The 23,233-nt window shown below is 61.1% G+C and carries 26 protein-coding genes; 19 read left to right on the top strand and 7 right to left on the bottom strand.

From position 1 onward, the window contains the following. Nucleotides 1-268, bottom strand: a 268-nt coding sequence (locus VOI29_RS04290; RefSeq protein WP_323776199.1) for an NYN domain-containing protein, incomplete at its 3' end; no start/stop codon positions are given. Nucleotides 269-405: 137 nt separating this feature from the next. Here VOI29_RS04290 and folK point away from each other — a divergent pair. From folK to rnc, 9 genes are all read left to right on the top strand, one after another. After that, nucleotides 406-975, top strand: a complete 570-nt coding sequence (folK, locus tag VOI29_RS04285; protein WP_323776198.1) for a 2-amino-4-hydroxy-6-hydroxymethyldihydropteridine diphosphokinase — start codon at nt 406-408, stop codon at nt 973-975. A 93-nt stretch (nt 976-1,068) separates the two neighbouring features. Beyond that, nucleotides 1,069-1,422, top strand: a complete 354-nt coding sequence (gene rpoZ / locus VOI29_RS04280; RefSeq protein WP_024088478.1) for a DNA-directed RNA polymerase subunit omega — start codon at nt 1,069-1,071, stop codon at nt 1,420-1,422. A gap of 36 nt (nt 1,423-1,458) precedes the next feature. Continuing rightward, nucleotides 1,459-3,603, top strand: coding sequence for a bifunctional (p)ppGpp synthetase/guanosine-3',5'-bis(diphosphate) 3'-pyrophosphohydrolase (locus tag VOI29_RS04275; RefSeq protein ID WP_323776197.1), 2,145 nt, complete (start codon nt 1,459-1,461; stop codon nt 3,601-3,603). 46 nt (nt 3,604-3,649) lie between these two features. After that, complete coding sequence (locus VOI29_RS04270) at nt 3,650-4,291, top strand: DUF2062 domain-containing protein (RefSeq protein WP_323776196.1); 642 nt, start codon at nt 3,650-3,652, stop codon at nt 4,289-4,291. Nucleotides 4,292-4,397: 106 nt separating this feature from the next. Beyond that, entirely contained in the window at nt 4,398-5,147 is a 750-nt protein-coding gene (locus VOI29_RS04265) for a pyridoxine 5'-phosphate synthase (protein WP_323776195.1), read from the top strand. 4 nt (nt 5,148-5,151) lie between these two features. Continuing rightward, nucleotides 5,152-5,571, top strand: coding sequence for an ABZJ_00895 family protein (locus VOI29_RS04260; RefSeq protein ID WP_323776194.1), 420 nt, complete (start codon nt 5,152-5,154; stop codon nt 5,569-5,571). Beyond that, nucleotides 5,568-5,999 (top strand): holo-ACP synthase, encoded by a 432-nt coding sequence (acpS, locus tag VOI29_RS04255; RefSeq protein ID WP_323776193.1) that lies wholly within the window; start codon nt 5,568-5,570, stop codon nt 5,997-5,999. Before VOI29_RS04260 ends, acpS begins: the two co-directional genes overlap by 4 nt. Nucleotides 6,000-6,057: 58 nt before the next feature. After that, nucleotides 6,058-6,894 carry a signal peptidase I gene (lepB, locus tag VOI29_RS04250; protein ID WP_323776192.1) on the top strand — a complete coding sequence of 279 codons (837 nt, stop codon included), beginning with the start codon at nt 6,058-6,060 and terminating at the stop codon, nt 6,892-6,894. Then, complete coding sequence (gene rnc, locus VOI29_RS04245; RefSeq protein ID WP_323776191.1) at nt 6,891-7,568, top strand: ribonuclease III; 678 nt, start codon at nt 6,891-6,893, stop codon at nt 7,566-7,568. Before lepB ends, rnc begins: the two co-directional genes overlap by 4 nt. A gap of 4 nt (nt 7,569-7,572) precedes the next feature. Here rnc and VOI29_RS04240 read toward each other — a convergent pair whose 3' ends face one another. Continuing rightward, entirely contained in the window at nt 7,573-7,845 is a 273-nt protein-coding gene (locus VOI29_RS04240; protein WP_323776190.1) for a hypothetical protein, read from the bottom strand. A 561-nt stretch (nt 7,846-8,406) separates the two neighbouring features. Here VOI29_RS04240 and era point away from each other — a divergent pair. The 3 genes from era to recO all read left to right on the top strand — a co-directional run bounded on the left by era (nt 8,407) and on the right by recO (nt 10,525). After that, nucleotides 8,407-9,312, top strand: coding sequence for a GTPase Era (gene era, locus VOI29_RS04235; RefSeq protein ID WP_323776189.1), 906 nt, complete (start codon nt 8,407-8,409; stop codon nt 9,310-9,312). An 88-nt stretch (nt 9,313-9,400) separates the two neighbouring features. Further along, complete coding sequence (locus VOI29_RS04230; protein ID WP_323776188.1) at nt 9,401-9,730, top strand: DUF1491 family protein; 330 nt, start codon at nt 9,401-9,403, stop codon at nt 9,728-9,730. Nucleotides 9,731-9,799: 69 nt separating this feature from the next. Continuing rightward, nucleotides 9,800-10,525 (top strand): DNA repair protein RecO, encoded by a 726-nt coding sequence (recO, locus tag VOI29_RS04225; RefSeq protein ID WP_323776187.1) that lies wholly within the window; start codon nt 9,800-9,802, stop codon nt 10,523-10,525. Nucleotides 10,526-10,846: 321 nt separating this feature from the next. Here the strand turns inward: recO and VOI29_RS04220 are convergent, their stop codons facing one another. The 3 genes from VOI29_RS04220 to VOI29_RS04210 all read right to left on the bottom strand — a co-directional run bounded on the left by VOI29_RS04220 (nt 10,847) and on the right by VOI29_RS04210 (nt 13,637). Then, on the bottom strand, nt 10,847-11,521 hold the full coding sequence (locus VOI29_RS04220) for an SGNH/GDSL hydrolase family protein (protein ID WP_323776200.1): 675 nt from the start codon (nt 11,519-11,521) through the stop codon (nt 10,847-10,849). 184 nt (nt 11,522-11,705) lie between these two features. Next, nucleotides 11,706-13,391: an acyl-CoA dehydrogenase family protein gene (locus VOI29_RS04215; protein ID WP_323776186.1), complete on the bottom strand. Its 1,686-nt coding sequence runs from the start codon at nt 13,389-13,391 to the stop codon at nt 11,706-11,708. Between the two features lie 3 nt (nt 13,392-13,394). Beyond that, complete coding sequence (locus tag VOI29_RS04210; RefSeq protein WP_323776201.1) at nt 13,395-13,637, bottom strand: hypothetical protein; 243 nt, start codon at nt 13,635-13,637, stop codon at nt 13,395-13,397. On the opposite strand from VOI29_RS04210, the gene VOI29_RS04205 reads away from it, so the two are divergent. From VOI29_RS04205 to dgt, 3 genes are all read left to right on the top strand, one after another. Continuing rightward, on the top strand, nt 13,537-14,304 hold the full coding sequence (locus tag VOI29_RS04205) for a sulfite exporter TauE/SafE family protein (RefSeq protein ID WP_323776185.1): 768 nt from the start codon (nt 13,537-13,539) through the stop codon (nt 14,302-14,304). The genes VOI29_RS04210 and VOI29_RS04205 overlap by 101 nt on opposite strands. A gap of 22 nt (nt 14,305-14,326) precedes the next feature. Further along, nucleotides 14,327-15,223, top strand: a complete 897-nt coding sequence (locus VOI29_RS04200; RefSeq protein ID WP_323776184.1) for a cation diffusion facilitator family transporter — start codon at nt 14,327-14,329, stop codon at nt 15,221-15,223. 63 nt (nt 15,224-15,286) lie between these two features. Then, complete coding sequence (gene dgt, locus VOI29_RS04195) at nt 15,287-16,648, top strand: dGTP triphosphohydrolase (protein ID WP_323776183.1); 1,362 nt, start codon at nt 15,287-15,289, stop codon at nt 16,646-16,648. Here the strand turns inward: dgt and VOI29_RS04190 are convergent. Beyond that, complete coding sequence (locus tag VOI29_RS04190) at nt 16,639-17,322, bottom strand: PAS domain-containing protein (protein ID WP_323776182.1); 684 nt, start codon at nt 17,320-17,322, stop codon at nt 16,639-16,641. The two genes, dgt and VOI29_RS04190, sit on opposite strands and share 10 nt — an antisense overlap. 177 nt (nt 17,323-17,499) lie before the next feature. After that, a complete protein-coding gene (locus tag VOI29_RS04185; RefSeq protein WP_323776181.1) occupies nt 17,500-19,098 on the bottom strand; it encodes a phosphoenolpyruvate carboxykinase in 1,599 nt (532 codons plus the stop codon). A gap of 343 nt (nt 19,099-19,441) precedes the next feature. Between VOI29_RS04185 and VOI29_RS04180 the strand changes: the two genes are divergently transcribed. From VOI29_RS04180 to rapZ, 4 genes are read left to right on the top strand one after another with little or no spacing between them, the layout of a single operon-like run. Further along, on the top strand, nt 19,442-20,146 hold the full coding sequence (locus tag VOI29_RS04180) for a response regulator transcription factor (RefSeq protein ID WP_323776180.1): 705 nt from the start codon (nt 19,442-19,444) through the stop codon (nt 20,144-20,146). A gap of 52 nt (nt 20,147-20,198) precedes the next feature. Then, complete coding sequence (locus VOI29_RS04175; RefSeq protein WP_323776179.1) at nt 20,199-21,914, top strand: sensor histidine kinase; 1,716 nt, start codon at nt 20,199-20,201, stop codon at nt 21,912-21,914. A 2-nt stretch (nt 21,915-21,916) separates the two neighbouring features. After that, entirely contained in the window at nt 21,917-22,354 is a 438-nt protein-coding gene (locus tag VOI29_RS04170; protein ID WP_323776178.1) for a serine kinase, read from the top strand. Further along, the gene (gene rapZ, locus VOI29_RS04165) at nt 22,347-23,225 is read left to right on the top strand and encodes an RNase adapter RapZ (protein WP_323776177.1); all 879 of its coding nucleotides are present in this window, start codon (nt 22,347-22,349) and stop codon (nt 23,223-23,225) included. Before VOI29_RS04170 ends, rapZ begins: the two co-directional genes overlap by 8 nt. Nucleotides 23,226-23,233: the final 8 nt, after the last annotated feature.

The raw sequence follows: 23,233 nt of genomic DNA, 5'->3' as shown, positions 1-23,233 counted from the left end.
GGCGGCCCATGCTGTCGGTGTATTCTTTGGCCGGTTTGGTGACCATGGTGAAGCCGTTGTAATGCAGCCAGTCGACCAGCGGGCGGATCGGTGAATACTCGTCATTCTCCAGCAGGGCAGTGTAATAAAAGGCCCGCAGAAGCTTGCCGCGGCGCATGAATTCTTGCCGCAAAAGCTTATAGTCGATGTCGAACCCAAGCGCCTTAGCTGCGGCGTACAGGTTCGACCCGTCTATGAACAGCGCAAGCCGTTCGTCTTTGTAAAACATAAAATGTTCCTTCCGGTATAACCGTCCCGGCCGGGTGATCCGTGAGTGAGTGCCAGAAATCAGCGAGACGGGTGGACTTAATGTAAGTTATTTGTCATCTGCCGCAAGTATACTGCCATTCTGAAATAGGGTCAAAAATGGCCGGAAATCTGAAAACGTCCCTCATCGCGCTCGGCGGTAACCTGCCTGTGGACGCTGATGCGCCGCAAGCCACTTTGTCAAAGGCTGTTGCCGCTTTGCAATCCGATGATGTTGTCCTGCGCCGCGTCTCACGGTTCTTTCAGACGCCTTGTTTTCCAGCAGGCGCCGGACCGGATTATGTGAATGCTGCAGTTGCGGTTGAGACATCTTTGTCCGCGCCCGCGCTTCTGGCGCGTTTGCATGAGATTGAAGAACAGTTTGCCCGGGTGCGGGAACAACGCTGGGGGATGCGTACGCTTGATCTGGATTTGATTGACCACGGCGGTGCAGTACTGCCGGATGCGGACGGATTTGCCCGCTGGCAGAGGCTGCCGCTGGAGACCCAGATGAAGGAGGCCCCCGGGCAGCTGATCCTGCCGCATCCGCGCCTTCAGGACCGCGCCTTTGTGCTGGTGCCGCTTTGCGATATTGCCCCGCGCTGGCGCCACCCGGTTCTGCAGAAAACCGCTGCTGGGCTGCTGGCGGAATTGCCGCCGGCAGATGTGGCGGAGGTCACGCCGCTGTAAGCCGCGCAATGCGGCGTTTTCCGCTCTTGTCAAGGGAAAGGTTTGGGCGTAAATGTCTGCCTTCTGGACCCGGAATGAATTGGAGAGTCGCTGATGGCCCGCGTGACGGTTGAAGATTGCGTAGACAAGGTGCCCAACCGCTTTGAGCTGGTGATGCTGGCAGCGCATCGCGCCCGCGAAATTTCGGCAGGTGCTCCAATCACCGTGGACCGTGATAACGACAAAAACCCGGTCGTTTCCTTGCGCGAAATCGCTGATGAGACACAAAGCGCAGACGATCTGCGCGAGCGCCTGATCGAAGGCAATCAGACCCAGATTGAGGTCGATGAGCCGGAAGAAGATTCGATGGCTTTGCTGATGGGCGCGGACAACGACAAGCCCGCCGATGACGATATGTCTGAAGAGAAACTGCTGCGCGCGCTGATGGAGGCCCAGGGCCAGGGCTGAGGCGTGCGCTGACGAATTTGAGGCTGCGGACCGGACATGAACTCCCCCGATATTTCCGCTGGAGATCTGCTTGCTCTGGTCCGCAACTACAACCCGAAGACAAATGCGGATAGAATTGCCGAGGCCTATGCATTCGGCGAGCAGATGCATGAAGGGCAATTCCGCCATTCCGGCGAACCCTATTTCACGCATCCGGTTGCCGTCGCAGCCATTCTAACCGAACAGCGCCTGGATGATGCGACGATCATCACCGCGCTGTTGCATGACACCATCGAAGACACCAAGGCCTCCTACGAGGAAGTCACCCGCCGCTTTGGCAATGAGGTGGCGATGCTGGTCGACGGCGTTACCAAATTGACCAACTTGCAGCTCAGCAGCCGCGAGACCAAGCAGGCGGAAAACTTCCGCAAGCTGTTCATGGCGATGTCCAAAGATCTGCGGGTGATCCTGGTCAAGCTTGCCGACCGGCTGCACAACATGCGCACAATCAAGGCGATGCGCCCGGAAAAGCAGGCCCAGAAGGCGCGCGAGACAATGGATATCTATGCGCCTCTGGCGGGCCGCATGGGGATGCAGTGGATGCGCGAGGAGCTGGAGGATCTGGCGTTCCGCGTGCTTAATGCCGAAGGCCGCCAGTCGATCATCCGCCGTTTCGTGACCCTGCAGCGCGAAACAGGCGATGTAATTCACCGGATCACCGGCGACATGCGGCTGGAGCTGGAAAAGGCCGGGATCGAGGCGGAGGTCTTTGGCCGCGCCAAGAAACCCTATTCGATCTGGCGCAAGATGCAGGCCAAGGATCAGGGCTTTTCGCGGCTCTCGGACATCTACGGCTTCCGCGTTATCACCACCTCCGAAGAGGACGCCTACCGCGCGCTTGGGGCGATTCACCAGCGCTGGCGGGCGGTTCCGGGCCGGTTCAAGGATTACATCAGCCAGCCGAAATCCAACGGTTACCGCTCGATCCATACCACGGTTTCAGGCCGGGACGGCAAGCGGGTGGAGGTGCAGATCCGCACCCGGCAGATGCATGACGTGGCCGAAACCGGGGTGGCGGCCCACTGGTCCTATCGCGACGGCGTGCGCTCGGAAAACCCCTTTGCGGTTGACCCGGCCAAATGGATTGCCTCGCTGACCGAGCAATTCGACGCCGAGGATGATCACGACGAATTCCTCGAGGCAGTGAAGCTCGAGATGTATTCCGACCAGGTGTTCTGCTTCACGCCCAAGGGCGATGTGATCAAACTGCCCAAGGGCGCGACGCCGATCGACTTTGCCTATGCCATCCATACCCGCATCGGCCATGCCTGCGTCGGCGCCAAGGTGGACGGGATCCGGGTGCCGCTGTGGACCCGGCTGCGCAACGGCCAGTCTGTGGATGTGATCACCGCCGAGGGCCAGACCCCGCAGTTAAGCTGGCTGGAGATTGCCACCACCGGCAAGGCCCGCACCGCGATCCGCCGCGCTCTGCGCGAGGCGGACCGGGCGCGGTTTGTGAAGCTGGGTCATGAACTGGCACGCTCGGCTTTTGAGCATGTCGGCAAAAAGGCCACCGACAAGGCGCTCGAAACTGCTGCACGTGCCCTGCGAGCGGGCGGGGTGAATGAGCTGCTGGCACGGTTAGGGGCGGCAGAGATCACCGCGCATGACGTGGTGCAATCGGTTTATCCGGAATTGACCACTACTGGCGATGGCGACGAAATCTCTCCGCGCCGGGCCGTGGTCGGCCTGGAGCCGGGGCAGAGCTTTGAGCGTGCGCCTTGCTGCCAGCCGCTGCCGGGCGAACGCATCATCGGCATCACCTACCGCGGCCGCGGGGTGGTGGTGCATTCCGCGGATTGCGACAAGCTGGGCGAGTTTGAGGACCAGCCGGAGCGTTGGATGGATGTGCAGTGGCACAGCGGAACCCATCCGGCGGCTTATGGCACAACATTGGAGCTGACCATCGGCAATGACGCCGGTGTGCTGGGACGCATTTGCACATTGATTGGTGAGAAAAAGGCCAATATCTCGGACCTAGAATTTGTCGACAGGAAACCAGACTTTTACCGGCTTATGATCAATGTGGAACTGCGGGATGTGGAGCAGCTGCACTCGCTGATGCTGACGCTTGAAGCCGAAAGCGATGTTGCCGCGGTGGCGCGGTTCCGTGACAAACCGGAAGAGCGCCATTTTCCGTGATAAGCCGATGAAATTTTGAGCCGGGAACTGGGAAGGACGCACAGCTTTGGTATTCAGGCGCCGGGACAGACGTCCGCCCCTCCGGGCGCTGGCGGATTTTCTCTGGCCGCGTGGCGGCTGGGGAAGGGCGTTCCTGTATGTGAAGCACCGGGTGCGGCGGTTGCCCGATTCGCCTGAACGCATCGCCCGCGGCATCTGGGCCGGGGTGTTCACCACCTTCACGCCCTTTTACGGGCTGCACTTCCTTGTCGCGGCGATCATTTCCCGGCTGATGAATGGCAATATTCTTGCCTCGCTCAGCGCCACCTTCTTTGGCAATCCGCTGACCTATGTGCCGATCGGGGTGGCCTCGCTGCAGACCGGGCACTGGATTCTTGGAACCGAGTTCGACGGGGAAGTCGACAAATCCCTGATGGGCAAGTTTCTGGACGCGGGGGGCGACCTGAAGGACAACCTGTTTGCGCTGTTCCTGGACCAGCCCGCCGACTGGCAGGGGCTGCACCTGTTCTATAACGAGGTTTTCTACCCCTACATGATCGGCGGCATCATTCCGGGGATCATTTCCGCGTCCGTCTGCTATATGCTCAGCCTGCCGGTGATCCGGGTCTACCAGCAGCGCCGCCGGGCCAAGATCAAGGCCAAGTTCGAGGCCATCAAGCAGCGCGCCGAAGTCGACACCGGCTCCTGAGCCGTGGCGCCGGATTGTACCATTATCGCCAGCAGGGTTGCTCTTGCCCGCAGGCTGTCTAGTCTTTGCGTAAAAGCTTTGACTTCAGACGGATGAGACAGCTGCCATGACACAGAACAAATTGCGCTTGGGCGTGAATATCGACCATGTCGCCACAGTGCGCAACGCCCGCGGTGGCGCCTATCCGGACCCGATCCGCGCGGCAAAACTGGCCGAGGAGGCAGGCGCCGACGGTATCACCGCGCATCTGCGCGAAGACCGCCGCCATATCACAGATGCCGATATCGACGGGCTGATGGAGGCGCTTACGGTGCCACTGAATTTTGAGATGGCGGCGACGGAGGAAATGCAAAAAATTGCCCTGCGCCACAAGCCGCACGCGGTTTGCATCGTGCCGGAGAAACGCGAGGAACGCACCACCGAAGGCGGGCTGGAGGTCGCCCGTGAGGAAAACCGCCTGGCCCATTACATCGCACCCCTGCGCGACGCAGGCTGCCGGGTGTCGATCTTCATTGCCGCCGATAGAAAGCAGATCGAAGCCGCGCACCGGATCGGCGCCGAGGTGATCGAACTGCACACCGGCGCCTATTGCGACTATCACGCCGAGGCCAGGTTTAAGGACCGTGACCGCGAATTGGATGCATTGCGCGAGATGTCAGCCTATGCCCATTCGTTAGGGCTTGAAGTGCATGCCGGCCATGGCCTCACTTATGATACCGTAAAACCGGTTGCGGCCTTCCCGGAGGTCAAAGAGCTGAATATCGGCCATTTCCTGATTGGCGAGGCAGTCTTCCGGGGTCTGACCCCGGCAGTGCAGGAAATGCGGCGGATGATGGATCAAGCACGGGAAAAATAAGGCCATGCACGCTAATTTGATCCGCTACGGCCTACTCTGGATGGCTGCCTCAATCGGCATGATGCTTGTGGGGCTGATGCTGGCGCAGTTCGGGGTCGGCATGCCGGCCGGGCTGGCAACGGTTCTGCCGCCGATGTTTGCCGCAGTTCTTGAAGGAATGCGCATCGCGCGGACAATCCGGGTACCGCTGGACGGAAAGTCGGCCTGGGTCAATGCTGCGGCGATGACCGGGGTCGTTGCGCTGCTGACCATCGTTCAACTGCCGCTCTACTGGAACAACCCGGTTATCGCTGAAGCGCGAGTGACCATTCCTGCCCTGTATCTCGCAGGCCTTTTTGTATTGCTGCTGGCGGTCATTCTGATGGTCAACCGTCTGTTTCTGGCGCATGGCATCAAACTGGGGCTGAAACGGCTGGAAGAATGATCCTGGGCGTGGGAACCGATCTGGCCAATATCGAGCGTATCCAGCGCACGCTGGACCGCTTCGGCGACAGGTTCCGCAACCGGGTTTTCACCGAAACTGAACAGCGCAAGGCCGAACGCCGCCGCGACGTGGCGGGCACCTATGCCAAGCGCTGGGCCGCCAAGGAAGCCTGTTCCAAGGCACTGGGCACCGGGCTGCGCATGGGGATCGCCTGGAAGGACATGGCGGTTACCAACCTGCGTACGGGTCAGCCGGTGATGCATGTGACAGGCTGGGCCGCCGAACGCCTTCGCGAAATGACCCCGCCGGCCCATGAAGCGGTGATCCATGTGACTTTGACGGATGACCACCCCTGGGCGCAGGCCTTTGTGGTGATTGAGGCGCGTCCCATGATAGCGAACCTGGCGGAATTGCCCGCCGGAACTTGACTTGGCCCCTTCAGGCCCGCATGTAGCGCCGGACCCTGTTTCCAAACCGGAGAGCCTGATGACGGCCAAAGCAAAGACCGGCAGTTCGATCATTGAGACGGTGAAAACCATCGTCTATGCGCTGCTGATCGCCGGTGTTTTCCGCACCCTCTTTTTTCAGCCCTTTTGGATACCGTCAGGATCGATGAAGGAGACCCTGCTGATCGGGGACTTCCTGTTCGTGAACAAGATGGCCTATGGCTATTCCTATGCTTCCTGCCCCAGCGTGCGCATCCCCGCTGTTGGTTTGAACATAGATGCTAAAAACATCTGCGGCTTTCTGGACGGCGACAATACCCGCCTGATGGGCAGCCAGCCGGAGCGCGGCGATGTGGTGGTGTTCCGCCATCCAGTGAACAGCAACGACTTCATCAAGCGGCTGATCGGTCTGCCGGGTGACAAGATCCAGATGAAGAATGGCGTTCTTTTCATTAATGGCGAACCGGTAAAGCTGCAAGATGCCGGTCAATTCGAGGAAGTGATGGAGCGTCAGGGTCCGCAGGGGTCCTTCCCGCGTTGTGAAAACGCGCCGGTGGGCCAGGGTGCTGTCTGCAATAAGTCGCGCAAACTGGAAACCCTGCCCGGCGGCAATGAACATATTGTTCTCAACATCACCAATCAGGGCATGGATCACACCGGCGTTTATCAAGTGCCGGAAGGTCACTACTTTTTTATGGGCGACAACAGGGATAATTCCTCAGACAGCCGTTTGCCGCAGTCTGCCGGCGGCGTGGGTTTCGTCCCGTTTGAAAACTTGATCGGGCGTGCCGACCGTATCATGTTCTCTTCCGCCGGGCGCTCAATGCTCTATTTCTGGACCTGGCGGAGCGACCGTTTCTTCAAGGGGATCAAGTGAAACTGTCCAAGGAATTGCGCGCGTTTGAAGACCGGATCGGGCATCAGTTTGCCCGGCCCGAATTGTTGCAACGCGCTGTGACACATGCATCTGTGTCGTCGCCGAACCGCAAGGACAACCAGCGGCTGGAGTTTCTGGGTGACCGGGTTCTGGGGCTGGTGATGGCCACCGCTTTGCTGGAGCATGACATGACCGCCACCGAGGGCCAGCTGGCGCCGCGCTTTAATGCGCTGGTGCGCAAGGAGGCCTGCGCTGATGTTGCTGCGGAAATCGACTTGGGTGCGGTTCTGAAACTGGGCCGGTCGGAAATGATGTCTGGCGGCCGGCGCAAGCAGGCGCTGCTGGGGGATGCGATGGAAGCGGTGATTGCCGCGGTTTACAAGGACGCAGGCTTTGAGGCCGCGGCTGAGATGATCCTGCGGCTGTGGGGCTCCCGTGTTCATCAGGTCGAAAGCGACGCACGCGACGCCAAGACTTCGCTGCAGGAATGGGCGCAGGCGCGCGGTCAGAACCCGCCGGCCTATGTCGAACTGTCCCGCAGCGGCCCGGATCACGCACCGGTCTTCACCATCGCAGCGCGGCTTCAGGACGGGACCCAAGCACAGGCCACTGCCGGTTCCAAGCGGCAGGCCGAACAGGCCGCTGCAAAGGCGCTGCTGACGCGGCTCGGATAAGCTCTCAGGTCACGCGGATACAGCCCGCGTGACCTGTTGTCTGATGTTCGGTCACATGGCAGTGGACCGTCAGACCGCGCGGATTGCCAGCCACCATCGCGATCTCGGCTACTTGTTGTTCAACGGCAGCATGGAAATCGGCCACCAGCGGCGGAAACCTGCGCAGGTTTGAACGGATCGGGGTAAAGCCCAGTCCGGGAAGGTGGACCAAATGCAGGTTTGGCGCCCCATTCCTAAGCCGCTGAACATGGCACTCACTGCGTTCCGCCAGGGCCATCAGCCCGGTGCCCCTGGCGGCGTCCCCGGCCCAGGTCAGAAGGTGGATTTTGCGGTGCCAATGCCCGCAGGAGAAAGCCAAACCGCCGATATGCCGTCAGCTCTTCCAGGCCTGCCATCCCGCACCATGGCGCCGCTGCGATCCGTTGGTGCATCGGCTTGCCTTGCATGCCGTAAAGAGCCGGTGGCGGGGCGTCTGGCGGCAAACTCGCCAGCCCTTCGGCGGGGTTCCCGCGCAAGGCTAAGCGGGCAGTCTGAATGGTGAGCTGTTGCGCGGCAGCGGATGCAGTGCCCAAAGAGGCGGCACCCATCACTTCTGCGGTTGCGGCCGATCCCAGCCGAAGATCACCGTGTTTCGCTGGAAACCTTTCCAAAGCGCAATTGCCGTGAACTGCCTGGCACGCGGATTGGCTTGGCGCCGCGCTTGTCACATGGGATCTGCCGCAGGTCTTTGACATTCGGCAAGGTTATGTGAAGGTAGGCAAAGCCCGCTTGAAAACGCCTCTGGCCCCTGTGGGTAAAATCCTGTAGGGGGTCTGCTCTGCAAACAGGACCTGTATTGATGACCACACGCGCCGGATTCGTTGCCCTGATCGGAGAGCCCAACGCGGGCAAATCGACCCTTCTGAATCGTATGGTCGGGGCGAAGGTCTCGATCGTGACCCATAAGGTTCAGACCACGCGCACACGGATCCGCGGCGTGGCAATGGAGGGCGAAGCGCAGATTGTTTTTGTCGACACCCCCGGCTTGTTCCGCCCACGCCGCCGCCTGGATCGGGCAATGGTCGCGGCAGCCTGGGGCGGGGCGGCAGATGCCGACGTGGTGGTGCTGATGGTCGAGGCGCACCGGGGCATCACCGAAGGCGTGGAAACCATTCTAGAGGGGCTTGTGGAAATCGGCAGCGGCCGGACAGTGGCACTTGCCATTAACAAAATCGACAAAGTGCCGGCAGAAACACTGCTGGGCCTCGCCGAGGACTTGAACAGCCGCTACGGTTTTGCCGAAACTTTCATGATCTCTGCGGAACGCGGCCATGGCGTCGACGACCTGCGTCAGTGGCTGGCCGGCAAGCTGCCGGAAAGCCCCTGGCTTTACCCCGAGGATCAGATAGCCGACTTGCCGATGCGGATGATCGCAGCGGAAATGACCCGTGAAAAACTGACGTTGCGCCTGCACCAGGAACTGCCCTACCAGCTGACGGTTGAAACCGAGAATTGGGAAGAACGCAAAGATGGATCTGCCCGGGTGGATCAACTGATCTATGTGGTGCGCGACGGGCATAAGGGCATTGTCCTGGGCAAGCGGGGCGAGACGATCAAAGCGGTCTCTCAGGCGGCCCGCGCCGAGCTGGAAGAATTCCTGGACCGCAAAGTGCATCTGTTCCTGCAAGTGAAGGTCCGTCCCAACTGGCTGGAAGAATCCGAGCGTTATTCCGAAATGGGCCTCGACTTCAAAGACGGCAACTGAAGCTGTTTATGCGTTTCACCTTTGTAAAAATACTCCCGCCGGAGGCTCCCGTGGTTGCAACCGGCGGCATCGCCGGAAGACGCGCAGCATGACCCGCCTTGCTGCCGAATTCTGGGTGCAGGCCTATTTGGCCCGGCTGCGGCTGATGGACATTCCTGCCTTTGTTACCTCGCATGGGGATGACACAGCGGGTGCAGTGCTGGTCAAACTCAACACGCTGGATGGTCAGGCGCGTGCCTTTCACCGGACTTATGATCTGATGAACGGTGTGCGCAAATGGGATGAACTGGCTGCAGGCGCAGAAACTGAGGTCGACACTTCCATCCAGCGCCAGCGCGGGTTCGACCCGGACCTTTGGGTGATCGAGGTCGAAGACCGTGCCGGCCGCCATCTGCTGAACGAACCAGGGCTGGAGTGATTCCGCCGCTTGCAGGTTCCGCTGCAATGCGCTCTGCTGCGGCGGTCTGGATGACTGGGAGGCCTGCTGTTGGAATGGCGTGATCATGGCATATTGCTTTCGATGCGCCGGCATGGCGAAAACTCAGCCATCATCGATGTCTTCACCAAAGCGCATGGCCGCCACGCGGGCATGGTGCGCGGCGGTGCCAGCCGCAAGCTTGCTCCGGTACTGCAGCCCGGAGCCCAGCTGGATGTGGCTTGGCGGGCGCGGCTGGAGGACCACCTAGGCAGCTATCATGCAGAACTTTTGCGCAGCCGGGCCGCAGCTGCGATGTCCGGGCGGCTGGCGCTGGCAGGGCTGAATACGGTGACAGCGCTGCTGTCCTTCTGCCTGCCTGAACGCGAACCGCATCCTGAGCTCTATACCCGCAGTGAACAGTTGCTGGATCTGTTGGGCAATGAAGAGCTTTGGCCGCTTGCCTTTCTTCGCTGGGAGTTGGGGCTGCTGGAGGAAATGGGCTTTGGGCTTGATCTGACAGCCTGTGCGGTCACCGGGGCGCGGAACAGGCTGGAATTTGTCTCCCCCAAATCGGGCCGGGCTGTTTCACGTGAAGGCGCCGGGGAGTGGGCAGACCGGCTGCTGCCCTTGCCCCCGGTGATGCTGGGGGAAGGCGATGCCGGAGACGCGGAAATCCTGCAGGCGCTGCGCACCACCGGCCATTTTCTGGAGACCCATCTGGCGCCGTCTCTGGGCAACCGGCCGCTGCCCGAGGCGCGCGGGAGGCTGATGCATCTGCTCAGCCGCCGGCCGTGAACAGCATCTCGTGTCCCTGGTCGTTGCTGGGGATCAGCACGTCACCGGAAACCTCGGCCAGCGTCATATCCCGCAGGGCTTGCCGGAATGCGGTTTCGGCTGCAAGTTCAGGACAGGCTGCGCCCGGAAATGGAAAGTGACGTCTCCCGCCCGCCGCTGCGGCATTGTGAATGCCTTGCGCCCGTTGGGCATAGCGCCGCGCAATGCGCGGCGCGGGCCGGTCCGAGCAGGAAAACGCTGTTGCGCCGTGCGCAGTACGGTGCCCGGCCCAATGCAGAAGGTGCATTCCTTGAATGCGTCTGAAGGGGCGGGAGCCGCCATTTAATTTGCCTGGATGATTTTGGCCACTCTTCGGCCGATTTCGTTGCTGGCCTTGACCGATGGGTGGATCATGTCCAGCGCATGATAAGACCGGTCGCCAAAGGGCACCATGTCCCTGAGCGACAGGAAGTGAATGCCCTCGTCCAGCTCCGCCAACCGTTCGATGCGGGCTTCCAGCTCGTTTCCCTCGTCGCGGCAGTGTTCAATCAGCGAGCCGGTTCCGGGGCTGCGCAGATAGCCAAGATAGATCACCTTGGCGCCGGTCGCACGCAATTCCGACAGCATTCCGGGAATCGCGCCCGCGCGCCCGTCCTTAGAGACCAGTTTGTCCAGTTTGCGGTTGCAGGCAAAACAGCCGCAGCCGAGCCATAGGTCATTGCCGCCGCCGTTCACAATCACCCAGTCCCAATTGCCGGGCTGGTACTGTTTGCGGATCTGCATGCCGGCCGCACCGGAAACCGGCAGCTTGTAGATGATGCGCGCGGCAGAAACGGAGCGGTCGACCACCGGTACCTGCAGTTCCCGCGCCACGGTGTCGGAGATGGATTTCCCGGCCAAGCTGTGCCAGGCCAGCAGCGAATCCCCGATTGCCAGGATGCGGGGGGCGTACTCCGACGGAACGGCAGAAGCACAGGCGGAAATCAGCAGGAGCAGCGGGAACAGGAAGAGGCGCAAACGTGTCATGTCCTCTTATTAACCAAGAATCGTGAAGGTGCGAACAACTCGGATTGGAAATAGTCCAGTTCCGGGCGTTCATTGCAAACAGGCCGCATTCCGAGGGGCATTTTAGGGAAATGGGAAAGCCCGGCGCAAGCGCCGGGCCAGAAGGGGTACGTTCGCAGCTGGGGATTGAAGCAGGTTAACCCAGCAGGCGGCGGGCGATGACCTGAGCCTGAATTTCCGCAGCCCCTTCAAAAATATTGAGGATCCGGGCGTCACAAAGAACGCGTGAGATCTTGTATTCCAGCGCAAAGCCATTGCCGCCGTGGATCTGCAGTCCGTTGTCCGCAGCAGCCCAAGCAACGCGCGCACCCAGCAGCTTGGCCATTCCGGCCTCCAGGTCGCAGCGGTGGCCGTGGTCCTTTTCCCAGGCCGAGAAATAGGTCAGCTGGCGGGCGATCATGATCTCCACCGCCATCATCGCCAGCTTTCCCGAGACCCGCGGGAAGTTAATCAGAGATTTTCCGAACTGCTTGCGGTCCTGCGCGTATTGCATGGCGATATCCAGCGCCGACTGGGCCACACCAATGGCACGGGCCGCCGTCTGGATCCGGGCGGATTCAAAGGTCTCCATCAGCTGCTTGAAGCCCCTGTTCTCCTCGCCGCCCAAGAGGTTTTCACCCTTTACGTGGAAGTTGTCGAAGCCCAGTTCGTATTCCTTCATGCCGCGGTAGCCGAGCACTTCGATCTCACCGCCGGTCATGCCTTCGGTCGGGAACGGGGCCTCATCGGTGCCGGGTGTCTTTTCCGCCAGGAACATCGACAACCCGCGGTGGTCGGTTGTATCCGGATCGGTGCGCGCCAGCAGGGTCATCACATGGGTTCGGGCAGCGTGGGTGATCCAGGTCTTGTTGCCAGTCACTTTGTAGTCGCCGTTCTCGTCCTTCACCGCGCGGGTGCGCAAAGATCCGAGGTCGGAACCGGTATTCGGCTCGGTGAAGACAGCAGTGGGCAGGATCTCGGCGCTGGCCAGCTTCGGCAGCCAGTTTGCCTTCTGTTCGTCAGTACCGCCGCAGAGGATCAACTCGGCCGCGATTTCCGAACGGGTGCCCAGCGAGCCAACACCGATATAGCCGCGCGACAGCTCTTCGGATACCACCACCATTGAGGCTTTGGACAGGCCGAAACCGCCGTATTCCTCGGGGATAGTCAGGCCGAATACGCCCATCTCCGCCAGCTCTTCGATCACCGACAGCGGAATCAGCTCATCCTTTAGATGCCAGTCATGGGCGTGCGGTTCGACCTTTTCAACCGCATAGCGGCGGAACTGGTCGCGGATCATTTCCAGTTCTTCTTCCAGCCCGGAAGTGCCGAACATGGTGGCTCCTGCCTGCGCCTCCATCAGCTCTACCAGACGGGTGCGTGCGGCCTGGCTGTTGCCCTGCTCGCAGAGCACCATCACTGCGGGCACCATCAGCCCGCTCTGGGCGTCCTGGGAAAGGCCCAGATCCTGCAGGCGGATAATCTCGCCTTGGTTCATCTGGATGCCGCCATAGACCTGCGACAGGTATTCGCCAAAGCCGATTTGATGGATCAGTTGTTCCATTTCGCCGAACTTGCCTTCACCTAGCAGCTTCTCGGCCCATTTCTGCATCTGCCGCAGGCTGTAGACATAGGTTGCAAGCCATGACAGCCCGTGTGCAGCCACCTGGTTCTCCTCGACCAGGCGGCCGGAGACACGGCCATCTTCGCTCACCATGTCTCTGACCGAGGCGCGGGCGGCCTCAAGCAGCTGGTTCAGAGGTTCCAGGGATGCGGCGGTCAGCGCCAGCAGGTCGGGGATGAGTGTCGGTTTCATATGCAAGTCCTGTCCGTCGTGGGCCATGAATCAGATCCTTTTCCGGTCGCTCGGTGGTAAATCATTTTGCAGGTGCAGCGCAACAAAAATACTCCCTGCCGCGGCATTTGGATCAAATCTTGCGCGTATATTTTGCCAGTGCAGCACGCTGCGGATGTGGTAGATCGGGTATATGACAGCATTGTTTTTTCTCATTTCCCCGGCAGAGCTGGCAGCGGCCTTTGGCATTGCATTGCTGGCGGGCACGGTCAAAGGCCTGATCGGTTTTGCCATGCCTATGATCTTCATCTCCGGTCTCAGCGTGTTTCTGCAGCCTGACCTGGCGTTGGCAGGGCTGATTCTTCCGACACTGGTGGCCAACGGGATGCAGGCGCTGCGTCAAGGACCGCGGGCCGCGATAGGCTCGATCCGGAAATTCCGGGTGTTTCTGCTGACGGGGCTGTTGTGCATGCTGCTGAGCGCTCAGTCCGTGCGCCTGTTGCCGCAGCAAGCACTGCTGCTGGCAATCGGGGTGCCGGTCACGGGATTTGCCTTGCTCCAGCTGATGGGAAAGACATTCTCTATCCGCAAGCCAACCCGCCGCAGCGAAGCTGCCGTGGGCGGGGTCGCCGGGCTTATTGGCGGGGTTTCCGGGATTTGGGGGCCGCCGACGGTTGCCTACCTGACTGCGCTCGGCACTGAAAAGACCGAGCAAATCCGCGTTCAGGGAGTGATCTACGGCCTTGGAGCCGTGGCGTTGCTGGCGGCGCATATCGGCTCAGGTGTGATGCGGGCGGATACTGCACCGTTCTCGCTGGCACTGATTGTGCCGGCCGTGGCAGGCATGTGGGTGGGCGGGCAGCTGCATGACCGGATCGACCAAGTGCTGTTCCGCCGTGCAACGCTGGTGGTTCTGCTGATTGCAGGGGTGAATCTGCTGCGCCGCGGCTTGCTGATGTGATCAGGGGCTGGAGGAACGGACCATGCACCAAAGGCTGAGCGCGGAGCAGCTTGCAACAGGCTCGATCTTGATCGCGCTGGCGGTCATGGGGTTGAAGGCGGCAGCCTGGATGATGACCGGGTCGGTCGCGCTGCTGTCGGATGCAATGGAGTCGCTGGTGAATATCGGCGGCGCCGTAATGGCCTGGTTTGCCGTGCGCTACGCCCAGCGGCCGCCGGATGCGGGCCATCCCTATGGCCATCACAAGGCTGAATATTTCTCTGCTGTGGCTGAAGGCACCATGATTGTCATCGCCGCTTTGGTGATTGTGCATGAAGCCGTGAATGCATTGAGCCGCCCGGCCGCAGCCGAATGGGGCGCAGCGGGAATGGTGGTCAATGCGGTGGCAATGGGGGTGAACCTAGCTTGGGCGCGGATGCTGCTGCAGGCCGGACGCCGGTTGCATTCACCGGCGCTGTCTGCGGGCGGGCGGCATCTGATGAGCGATGTCTGGACCTCGGCCGGGGTATTGGCCGGCTTGGTGCTGGCGCTGGCCACCGGCTGGGCAGTGCTTGACCCGCTGCTGGCAATCCTGGTTGCGATCAATATCCTGCGCGAAGGCTGGCTGGTGATTGCGGCATCGGTGAACGGCTTGATGGACACAGCTGCCCCCGAAGGCGAGCGCGCCCGGATCGAGGAGATCATTCATACTACCGCCAATGGGGCGATGCAGGTGCATGGGCTGAAGACCCGCCGCGCCGGCCGCGCCCTGTTTGTCGAGTTCCACATGGTGGTCGACGGCGCCATGTCTGTCCGGGCCGCTCACGACATCTGCGACCGGGTCGAGGCCGCGCTGACGGCCTCCATCCCCGACGCGCAGCCGGTGATTCACGTGGAGCCCGAGCATAAGCTGGAACCCGCCGGGATCAGGCCGCGCTGAAGCGATTGCATTTCCGCCCGGCCTCCCGTTTAACCGCCTTCAAACAGGCAAAGGAGCAGGCAAATGGCGATGGAGTGGAACAGGCTGCTGAATCCGGGGCGGCTGTGCCGTCCAGACTATCCCGAGGCTCCGGGCCGCGAGGCCTATTTGCAGGACTATGACCGCATCCTGTTCTCCGAACCCTTCCGCCGTCTGGCGCAGAAGACCCAGGTGCATCCGCTGTACAGCCACGACCATGTGCATCACCGGATGATTCACAGCATGGAGACCTGCAGCGTCGGCCGGTCGCTCGGCACCAGTGCCGGCCATGCTCTGCTGCAGGAAGGCCGCATCTCTCCAGATCAGGTTTTGCGCATTGCAGGCCACGTGCAGGCTGCCTGCCTGCTGCATGATATCGGCAACCCGCCCTTCGGGCACTCAGGCGAGGACAGCATCGGCGGCTGGTTTGCAGCGCAATTTCAGTCCGGAAACGGGTTGGCTGCCCGGATCCCGGCGGACCAGCAGGCTGAGTTTGCCCATTTCGAAGGCAACGCCCAAGGGCTGCGGATCGCCGGGCGGCTGGAAATGGCGCGGCGCGAGGGCGGTATGCGGCTTAGCTATGCAACACTGGGCGCCTTCCTGAAATACCCCTGCACCCGGCTGGTGCGTGATGCCGTCTGCGGTGACGGTCCGGCGCCCTATACAGGCCTCAAGAAATTCGGCGTCTTTGCCTCTGACACCGGACTGCTCGACGAAATATGCGAAGCCACTGGCATGCTGCGCGAAGGTGCAGGCTGGTACCGCCGGCATCCGCTTGCATTTCTGGTCGAGGCGGCGGACGATATCTGTTACCGGATCATGGACATCGAAGATGCAGGCGCGGTCGGCGATCTGGACCGCTCCGACGTGGCAGCGGTACTGGAGGACATCACCGGCAAACGCAACCGTGAGGAAGACGCGGCCATGCCGCTGAATGACCGGGTCGCCCTGCTGCGTGCCTTATCAATCGGGGCTGCCACCAGCGCGGCAGTGCAGGCGTTCATGGATAATTATGACGCTATTATGAGCGGCGAGTTCGACGGCGATCTGATCGGCGCCTCTGCCAAGGCAGACTCCTTCTCCGAACTGCAGCGTTTGTCGGTGGAGCGGATCTTTGCAGCGCGCCGCAAGACACAGCTGGAAGTTGCCGGCCGCCAGGTGCTGCATCGCCTTCTCGATCACTTTCAGGGTCTTTATGCCGATCTCGCTGCCTGTGCGTGGGATCAGGAACGGCTGGCCAAGAAACACCCCCACTGGAAGCAGCTGATCCGCGCCGTGGATCTGGATTTGCGCGGGGTGGAAGACCCGTATACGGCCATGCACTCGCTTGCAGACTTTGTCTCCGGCACGACTGACCGCTATGCGGTCAAGGTCCGGGACATGGTCACAGGCTCGCTTCAGGTCTGATCCGGTGCCCGTGCGCGCATGATCTTGTCGCGGGCTGAGCTGTCCCGGCCCGCCATCTGATCCGTGATCCGGTTTGCCCAAGCGTTGTTCTCGTCGGCCAGCGCCTTGATTTCACGCGCCAGAAACGCAAAGCCCTGTCCGGCCTTTCCGGCCCGGGCGGCCTCGATACCCGCATTGATGGCCAGGATCGAAAGTTTCTGAACCGACCGCAGGATATTCTCTGCCAGCTTGAGGATTTCGGCATTGTCCGCTTCGGTCTTCCGCAAGGTGTTCTCGAGTTCCTTGCGCAGGTTGACTTCGGCCGAGGCATCCACCACCAGCCCCTCAAGGTATACCATTTCGCCACTGTCATCATAGACCGCATTGCCGCGCTCGCGCACCCAGGCGGCTGTGCCGTCCGGCCGGCTCAGCCGGTAGGCGACGTCCCAGTTCTCCCGCGCTTCGATGGCGGCGTCCACATTGGCAAAGACGCGGTCGATGTCCTCGGGGTGCGTCAAGCTGACGTAGGATACCTTTGCATTTCCTAGGATGTCCGATTTGGGGCAGCCGCAAAGCTTTTCGATTTGCCCGGCCATGAATTTCATCGTGAAATTCTCGTCATTGGCACAGCGGTACACAAAGGCGCTGCCGGAACTGAAAATGCTGTTGAAAACCGTTAAAGCCTCTTTGTCCATTCTGACCTCTCCCCGGAATTGGCGAAAAATTTTGCACAGCTGCCGTAAAGCTGCCTTTGCGGAAGAATTGCGCTGGAGGGGTTAAGGAAGCGTTTACTAGAAAAATTATTTCCTGGAATGAAAAACCCCGGCGCGGGGCCGGGGTTTTCAGGAGTCGGAGGGATGTTGAAAAGGGGATCAGCCGATGGCGGCTGCTTTCACATCCTCGTCGATATAGGGCAGGTACTGGCCGAAGTTGTCGGAGAACATCTGAACCAGCTTGGCCGCCTGGCGGTCATAGGCTTCCTGGTCGTCCCAGGTGCGGCGCGGGTCCAGCAGCACTTCCGGCACGCCGGGCACCGTGACCGGTACGTCAAAGCCAAAGTTGCTGTCCTTGCGGAACTCAGCCTCGGCCAGCGAGCCGTCCAGTGCGGCGGTCAGCAGCGCGCGGGTCGCCTTGATCGGCATCCGGCTGCCAACGCCATAGGCGCCGCCGGTCCAGCCGGTGTTGACCAGCCAGCAGGTCGCGCCGTGCTGGGCGATCTTTTCACGCAGCAGGTTGCCGTAGACTTCGGGGCGGCGGGGCATGAAGGGGGCGCCGAAGCAGGTGGAGAAAGTCGGCTCCGGCTCGGTCACGCCGCGCTCGGTGCCGGCCACCTTGGAGGTGAAGCCCGACAGGAAGTGGTACATCGCCTGCGCCGGGGTCAGCCGTGAGATCGGAGGCAGCACGCCGAAGGCATCACAGGTCAGCATGATGATGTTCTTCGGGTGGCCGCCACGGGCGCTTTTTGAGGCATTGGAAATGTAATGCAGCGGGTAGGCGCAGCGCATGTTCGCAGTCAGGCTGTCGTCATTGAAATCCAGCGCCTTGGTTTCCGGATCAAAAACCATGTTCTCGATCACGGTGCCGAACTTCGACGTGGTGGCATAGATCTCCGGCTCGGCTTCAGCGTTCAGATTGATGGTCTTGGCGTAGCAGCCGCCCTCAAAATTGAAGGTGCCGTTGGACGCCCAGCCATGCTCGTCATCGCCGATCAGGACGCGGTCGGGGTCGGCGGACAGGGTGGTCTTGCCGGTGCCGCTGAGGCCGAAGAACACGGCGGCGTCGACCGGGTTGCCCTTGGCGTGGTTGGCGGAACAGTGCATCGGCATGATGCCCTTTTCCGGCAGCAGGTAGTTCAGCAGAGTGAACACGGATTTCTTGTTCTCGCCTGCGTATTCGGTGCCGCCGATCAGGATCATCTTGCGGTCGAAATTCATCGCGATGACGGTTTCAGAGCGGCAATCATGCTTCTTGGGATCGGCCTGGAAGCCAGGGCAGTTGATGACGGTGAAATCCGCGATGAAATCATCCAGGTCCTCGCGGTCGGGACGGCGCAGCATGGTGCGGATGAACAGGTTGTGCCAGGCCAGCTCGGTCACCATGCGGACATTGATCGCATGGGCCGGGTCAGCGCCGCCCACCAAGTCCTGGACGTAGTAGTCCTTGCCCTTCATATGCTCCAGCATGTCGGCATAAAGCGCGTCAAAGCCTTCCGTGCTCATCGCTGCGTTGTTGTCCCACCAGATGGAGTCGCGGACGCTGTCGGATTTGACAACGTGCTTGTCTTTGGGGGAGCGGCCGGTAAATTTGCCGGTGGTCACCAGGAATGCGCCGCCATTGCCGAGCGTGCCCTCGCCGCGTTTCAGAGCAGCTTCGATCAGCGCTGGCTCCATGAAGTTGTAGTAGACATTCCCCAGACCCTCGATGCCCTGATCCTCGAGGCGGAATTGCGGGTTAACCCGTCCAGATGTCATGCGTTTTTTCTCCTGTGGCGGCGCGGGCGGCACGCAGGCTGCGCGGCTGCGCCAGTGGGGCAATAGAAAACGGCATCGCTGCCGGTGGCTGGGTCTTAACACGTCGTTTTGGGCAGTGAACAGGCCGGTCCTCCCCAGTTAGCGCCACCAAGGCAATGTTTAGCGCAACCATCAGTTTAGGCCGGTGCCGGTGGCCGCTTGTTCAGCAGACGCTAAGGTATTTTTGCCCTAATCGGGACCAAAGATCGCCCCGATTCTTCAAATGGGATTGATTCGGGGCACCATAACGGCGATGAAAGTGGTAAAAAACAAAACATAACAGAGCAGATTAGGGGCAATTCCGATGTCAAAGATTGCATTGGTAGATGATGACAGGAACATCCTGACATCCGTTTCCATGACGCTTGAGGCCGAAGGCTTTGAGGTGGAAACCTATAACGACGGCCAGGCGGCGCTGGACGCATTCAATAAGAAGCTGCCGGACATGGCGGTGCTGGATATCAAAATGCCGCGCATGGATGGCATGGACCTGTTGCAGCGGCTGCGCCAAAAATCTCAGATGCCGGTGATCTTCCTCACCTCCAAGGACGATGAGATCGACGAGGTCTTGGGACTGCGCATGGGCGCGGATGATTATGTGAAAAAGCCGTTTTCCCAGCGGCTGCTGGTTGAACGGATCCGGGCGCTCTTGCGCCGTCAGGAGGCGCTTGGCAATGATGAGGCAGGTACGGCCAGTCCGGAAGCCAAGGTCATGGAGCGCGGCAACCTCCGCATGGACCCGCTGCGCCACGCGGTCGCCTGGAAGGGCAGGGACGTGTCCCTGACGGTCACCGAATTCCTGCTGCTGCAAGCGCTGGCCCAGCGGCCGGGTTTTGTAAAAAGCCGCGACCAGCTGATGGATGTGGCCTATGATGATCAAGTCTATGTCGACGACCGCACAATCGACAGCCACATCAAGCGCTTGCGCAAGAAAATGCGCAGCGCAGATTCGGATTTTGCGGCCATCGAAACCCTTTATGGAATCGGTTACCGTTATAACGAAGAATAAACGGCACGTTTCAGCGGGGCAGTTTGCCTCCGGGCCGAAGGAGTGGGCGCGCATGCGCGATACCAGCATTACGCAACGCCAGCAGGACGGCGATGTTGTTCTAGGGGAAGACTGGGTCACCCCTGAGCAATCCGTCACGCGGGAAATGCAGGTTAAGCGCGCGCGCCGGGGGCTTTTATCGCTCAAGGGGTCGCCGCTGACCCGGAAGATCATCACCTTCAACCTGATCGCCTTGATCATCCTGGTCACCGGAATCCTGTATCTGAATTCCTCGCGTCAAAGCCTGGTGCAACAGCGGGCGGGCACATTGGTGTCGGAGGCGATGCTGGCAGCGGATGTATTTGAGGCCGAAATGCCGGCCGCAGGCGCGGTCAGCTTTGCCGCAGGTGATGGCATCCAGGTGGAGGACACCCTGGCGCGGCTCAGCCTGCGCAGCGGCGTCGAGGCCTTTGTGTTCGACACCACCGGCAATCTGATTTCCAGCATCAAGGGTGTCGACCGCAGCGATGCCCTGAACGTGTTGAATGACAGCGGCCAAAGCCGCACGCTGATCAGCGATGCGCTTTCGGCCTTGTGGGGCATCGCTGATGGCGGCGGTGCGGCGGCTGCCAATTCCGCCGCGTTAGGGCCGGCCTTAGAGGAACGGCTGGGCGGTTTGGTCGACCGGGCCATGAACGGCGGCACCGGCATTGAAACTGTGGTTGACACCACCGGCAGCTGGGTGATCTCCGCGGCAACGCCGATCATGCACAATGACAAGGCAGCCGGCGTCATCGCGCTGACCTCCCCCACTGGCGAAGTGGACGCTCTGGTGCGAGGCGAGCAGGAGCGGGTGCTGCAGATGTTTGTCGTCGCCCTGCTGGTCTCGGTCGGGCTAAGCTTGGTGCTGGCCTCGACCATCGCCAACCCGCTGGCCGATCTCGCTGAGGCAGCCGAGCTTGGCCGAGAGCGCGGCAGCCGCCAGTCCAATCCGGGCCGGATCCGGATTCCCGATCTGTCTGCCCGGCCGGACGAAATCGGACGGCTGAGCCGGGCTCTGCGCGGAATGGTCAAAGCGTTGTACTCCCGGATCGACAGCAATGAGCAATTCGCTGCCGATGTGGCGCATGAAATCAAGAACCCCCTGGCCAGCCTGCAATCGGCCGTCGGCACGCTGCGCATGGTCCACCGTGATGACCAGCGCGAAAAGCTGATGGATGTGATCGAACACGATGTCCGCCGCCTGGACCGGCTGGTCAGCGATATTTCCAACGCCTCGCGGCTGGATGCCGAGCTGGTCAAGGAAGAGGAAGAGGACTTTGATCTGCTGGCCATGCTGGGCAACCTCAACCAATACTTGGGGGAAGATGCACGTGCCAAGGGGATCGATTATATCACGGACTTGCCCGCCCAGCCCATTCAGCTGCAAGGCCTTGAAGCACGATTGGCGCAGGTTTTTGTCAATCTGATCACCAATGCGATCTCTTTCTGCGAGGAGGGCGACGCCATCCGCGTTTGGGCGCGACGCCGTGCCAACCGGGTGCTGATCGTGGTCGAGGATACTGGCCCTGGCATCCCGGAGCAGGCGTTGTCGAAGATCTTTAAACGCTTCTACTCGCAGCGCCCGGTAGAGCATTTCGGTAACAATTCAGGACTCGGTCTGGCAATCTCGAAACAGATTGTCGAGGCGCACGGCGGCGTGGTTTGGGCCGAAAACATTCGCCCGACTGAGGCGGATGTGACATCGGAACCGCTGGGGGCGCGGTTTGTGGTTGGTCTGCCGGTGTAGCCATGTCTGATACAGAAAGCCTTATCCTGCATGCCTCCTGCGTCGCGATGGAGGGGCGGGGGCTTTTGATCACTGGCACCTCCGGGCAGGGAAAATCCGCGCTGGCACTGCAGCTGATGGCCTTTGGCGCCCAGCTGGTTGCCGATGACCGGGTGTTGCTGCAGCTTTTGGACGGGCAGGTGGTCGCCAGCGTCCCAGAGCCGATCCGCGGACTGATCGAGGCGCGGTACATGGGCCTGCTGCGCGCGCAGATCCGCAGCCCTGTACCGGTGGCGGCATTGGTGGACCTGGATGAGGCCGAAACAGAACGCCTTCCGATGCGGCACAACACGCTTCTGCTGGGGCAGGAGGTGCCTCGGCTCAAGCGGGTGGAGGGTGCGCATTTCGCTCCGGCCCTGATGCAGTATCTCAGATGCGGGGCTTTGGACCCCGATGCGTGAAGCGGAACAAAAGGCGGTCCCGGCAGTGCTGGTCACTGGACCCTCCGGGGCGGGGCGGACAACGGCGATCAACGTGCTTGAAGACCTCGGTTTTGAAGCGATCGACAACCTGCCGCTCCGGCTGTTGCCCGGCCTGATCGATGCTGCTGCGGCACCGCGCCCGATGGCACTGGGGCTGGACAGCCGCAACCGGGATTTTTCGCCACGGGCGCTGCTGGATGTGATCGACATGCTGTCAGGCCGCCGCGAGGTGGAGCTGACCGTGCTGTACCTCGATTCGAAGCCTGATGTGCTGCTGCGCCGCTATTCGGAGACCCGCCGCCGCCACCCGCTGGCGCCTGCGGAATCGCCGGGTGAGGGCGTGCGCCGCGAGCTTGATCTGATGGCGCCGATCCGGGACCGGGCGGATATCCTGCTGGAGACCTCGGACATGAATGTCCACCAGCTGAAGGCGGAGATTGAACGCTGGTTCGCGCCCGAAGGCCGGGCGCTCGCACTTTCGGTGCAAAGTTTCTCTTACAAACGTGGAATGCCGCATGGCATCGACATGGTGTTCGACTGCCGTTTTCTGGCCAACCCCTATTGGCGGCCCGAATTGCGCCGGCACAACGGGACGGACAAGGCGGTACAGGACTATGTTAAGTCAGACAGCCGGTTCACCCCATTTTTCTCCCGGGTGCTGGACCTCACCCGCCTGCTGCTGCCTGCCTACCGGGCGGAGGGAAAATCGCATTTTTCGATAGCCTTCGGTTGCACCGGCGGACAGCACAGGTCGGTGACGATGGCGGAAACCCTGGCCAAAGCTCTTGCGGAAGATGGTCTGCAAGTGTCAATTAGACACCGCGAGCTGCAAGGCCAGCAAAAGAAGTGAGAGGCCGG

The sequence above is a fragment of the Leisingera sp. genome, assembly GCF_034669605.1.
Classification (GTDB): domain Bacteria; phylum Pseudomonadota; class Alphaproteobacteria; order Rhodobacterales; family Rhodobacteraceae; genus Leisingera.
This window is presented reverse-complemented; position numbering and strand designations above follow the sequence as displayed.

Excerpts from the sequence above, each read along its gene's own strand:
- VOI29_RS04265 (WP_323776195.1), top strand. The coding sequence starts at position 4,398 with ATGACACAGAACAAATTGCGCTTGGGCGTGAATATCGACCATGTCGCC.
- VOI29_RS04210 (WP_323776201.1), bottom strand. The coding sequence starts at position 13,637 with ATGGCAAAACCGATCAGGCCTTTGACCGTGCCCGCCAGCAATGCAATG.
- VOI29_RS04200 (WP_323776184.1), top strand. The coding sequence starts at position 14,327 with ATGCACCAAAGGCTGAGCGCGGAGCAGCTTGCAACAGGCTCGATCTTG.
- VOI29_RS04180 (WP_323776180.1), top strand. The coding sequence starts at position 19,442 with ATGTCAAAGATTGCATTGGTAGATGATGACAGGAACATCCTGACATCC.
- VOI29_RS04215 (WP_323776186.1), bottom strand. The coding sequence starts at position 13,391 with ATGGCCCACGACGGACAGGACTTGCATATGAAACCGACACTCATCCCC.
- lepB (WP_323776192.1), top strand. The coding sequence starts at position 6,058 with ATGACGGCCAAAGCAAAGACCGGCAGTTCGATCATTGAGACGGTGAAA.
- rapZ (WP_323776177.1), top strand. The coding sequence starts at position 22,347 with ATGCGTGAAGCGGAACAAAAGGCGGTCCCGGCAGTGCTGGTCACTGGA.
- VOI29_RS04205 (WP_323776185.1), top strand. The coding sequence starts at position 13,537 with ATGACAGCATTGTTTTTTCTCATTTCCCCGGCAGAGCTGGCAGCGGCC.
- dgt (WP_323776183.1), top strand. The coding sequence starts at position 15,287 with ATGGCGATGGAGTGGAACAGGCTGCTGAATCCGGGGCGGCTGTGCCGT.
- VOI29_RS04240 (WP_323776190.1), bottom strand. The coding sequence starts at position 7,845 with ATGGCCCTGGCGGAACGCAGTGAGTGCCATGTTCAGCGGCTTAGGAAT.
- VOI29_RS04230 (WP_323776188.1), top strand. The coding sequence starts at position 9,401 with ATGACCCGCCTTGCTGCCGAATTCTGGGTGCAGGCCTATTTGGCCCGG.
- VOI29_RS04170 (WP_323776178.1), top strand. The coding sequence starts at position 21,917 with ATGTCTGATACAGAAAGCCTTATCCTGCATGCCTCCTGCGTCGCGATG.
- era (WP_323776189.1), top strand. The coding sequence starts at position 8,407 with ATGACCACACGCGCCGGATTCGTTGCCCTGATCGGAGAGCCCAACGCG.
- VOI29_RS04175 (WP_323776179.1), top strand. The coding sequence starts at position 20,199 with ATGCGCGATACCAGCATTACGCAACGCCAGCAGGACGGCGATGTTGTT.
- acpS (WP_323776193.1), top strand. The coding sequence starts at position 5,568 with ATGATCCTGGGCGTGGGAACCGATCTGGCCAATATCGAGCGTATCCAG.
- VOI29_RS04275 (WP_323776197.1), top strand. The coding sequence starts at position 1,459 with ATGAACTCCCCCGATATTTCCGCTGGAGATCTGCTTGCTCTGGTCCGC.
- folK (WP_323776198.1), top strand. The coding sequence starts at position 406 with ATGGCCGGAAATCTGAAAACGTCCCTCATCGCGCTCGGCGGTAACCTG.
- rpoZ (WP_024088478.1), top strand. The coding sequence starts at position 1,069 with ATGGCCCGCGTGACGGTTGAAGATTGCGTAGACAAGGTGCCCAACCGC.
- VOI29_RS04185 (WP_323776181.1), bottom strand. The coding sequence starts at position 19,098 with ATGACATCTGGACGGGTTAACCCGCAATTCCGCCTCGAGGATCAGGGC.
- VOI29_RS04260 (WP_323776194.1), top strand. The coding sequence starts at position 5,152 with ATGCACGCTAATTTGATCCGCTACGGCCTACTCTGGATGGCTGCCTCA.
- VOI29_RS04190 (WP_323776182.1), bottom strand. The coding sequence starts at position 17,322 with ATGGACAAAGAGGCTTTAACGGTTTTCAACAGCATTTTCAGTTCCGGC.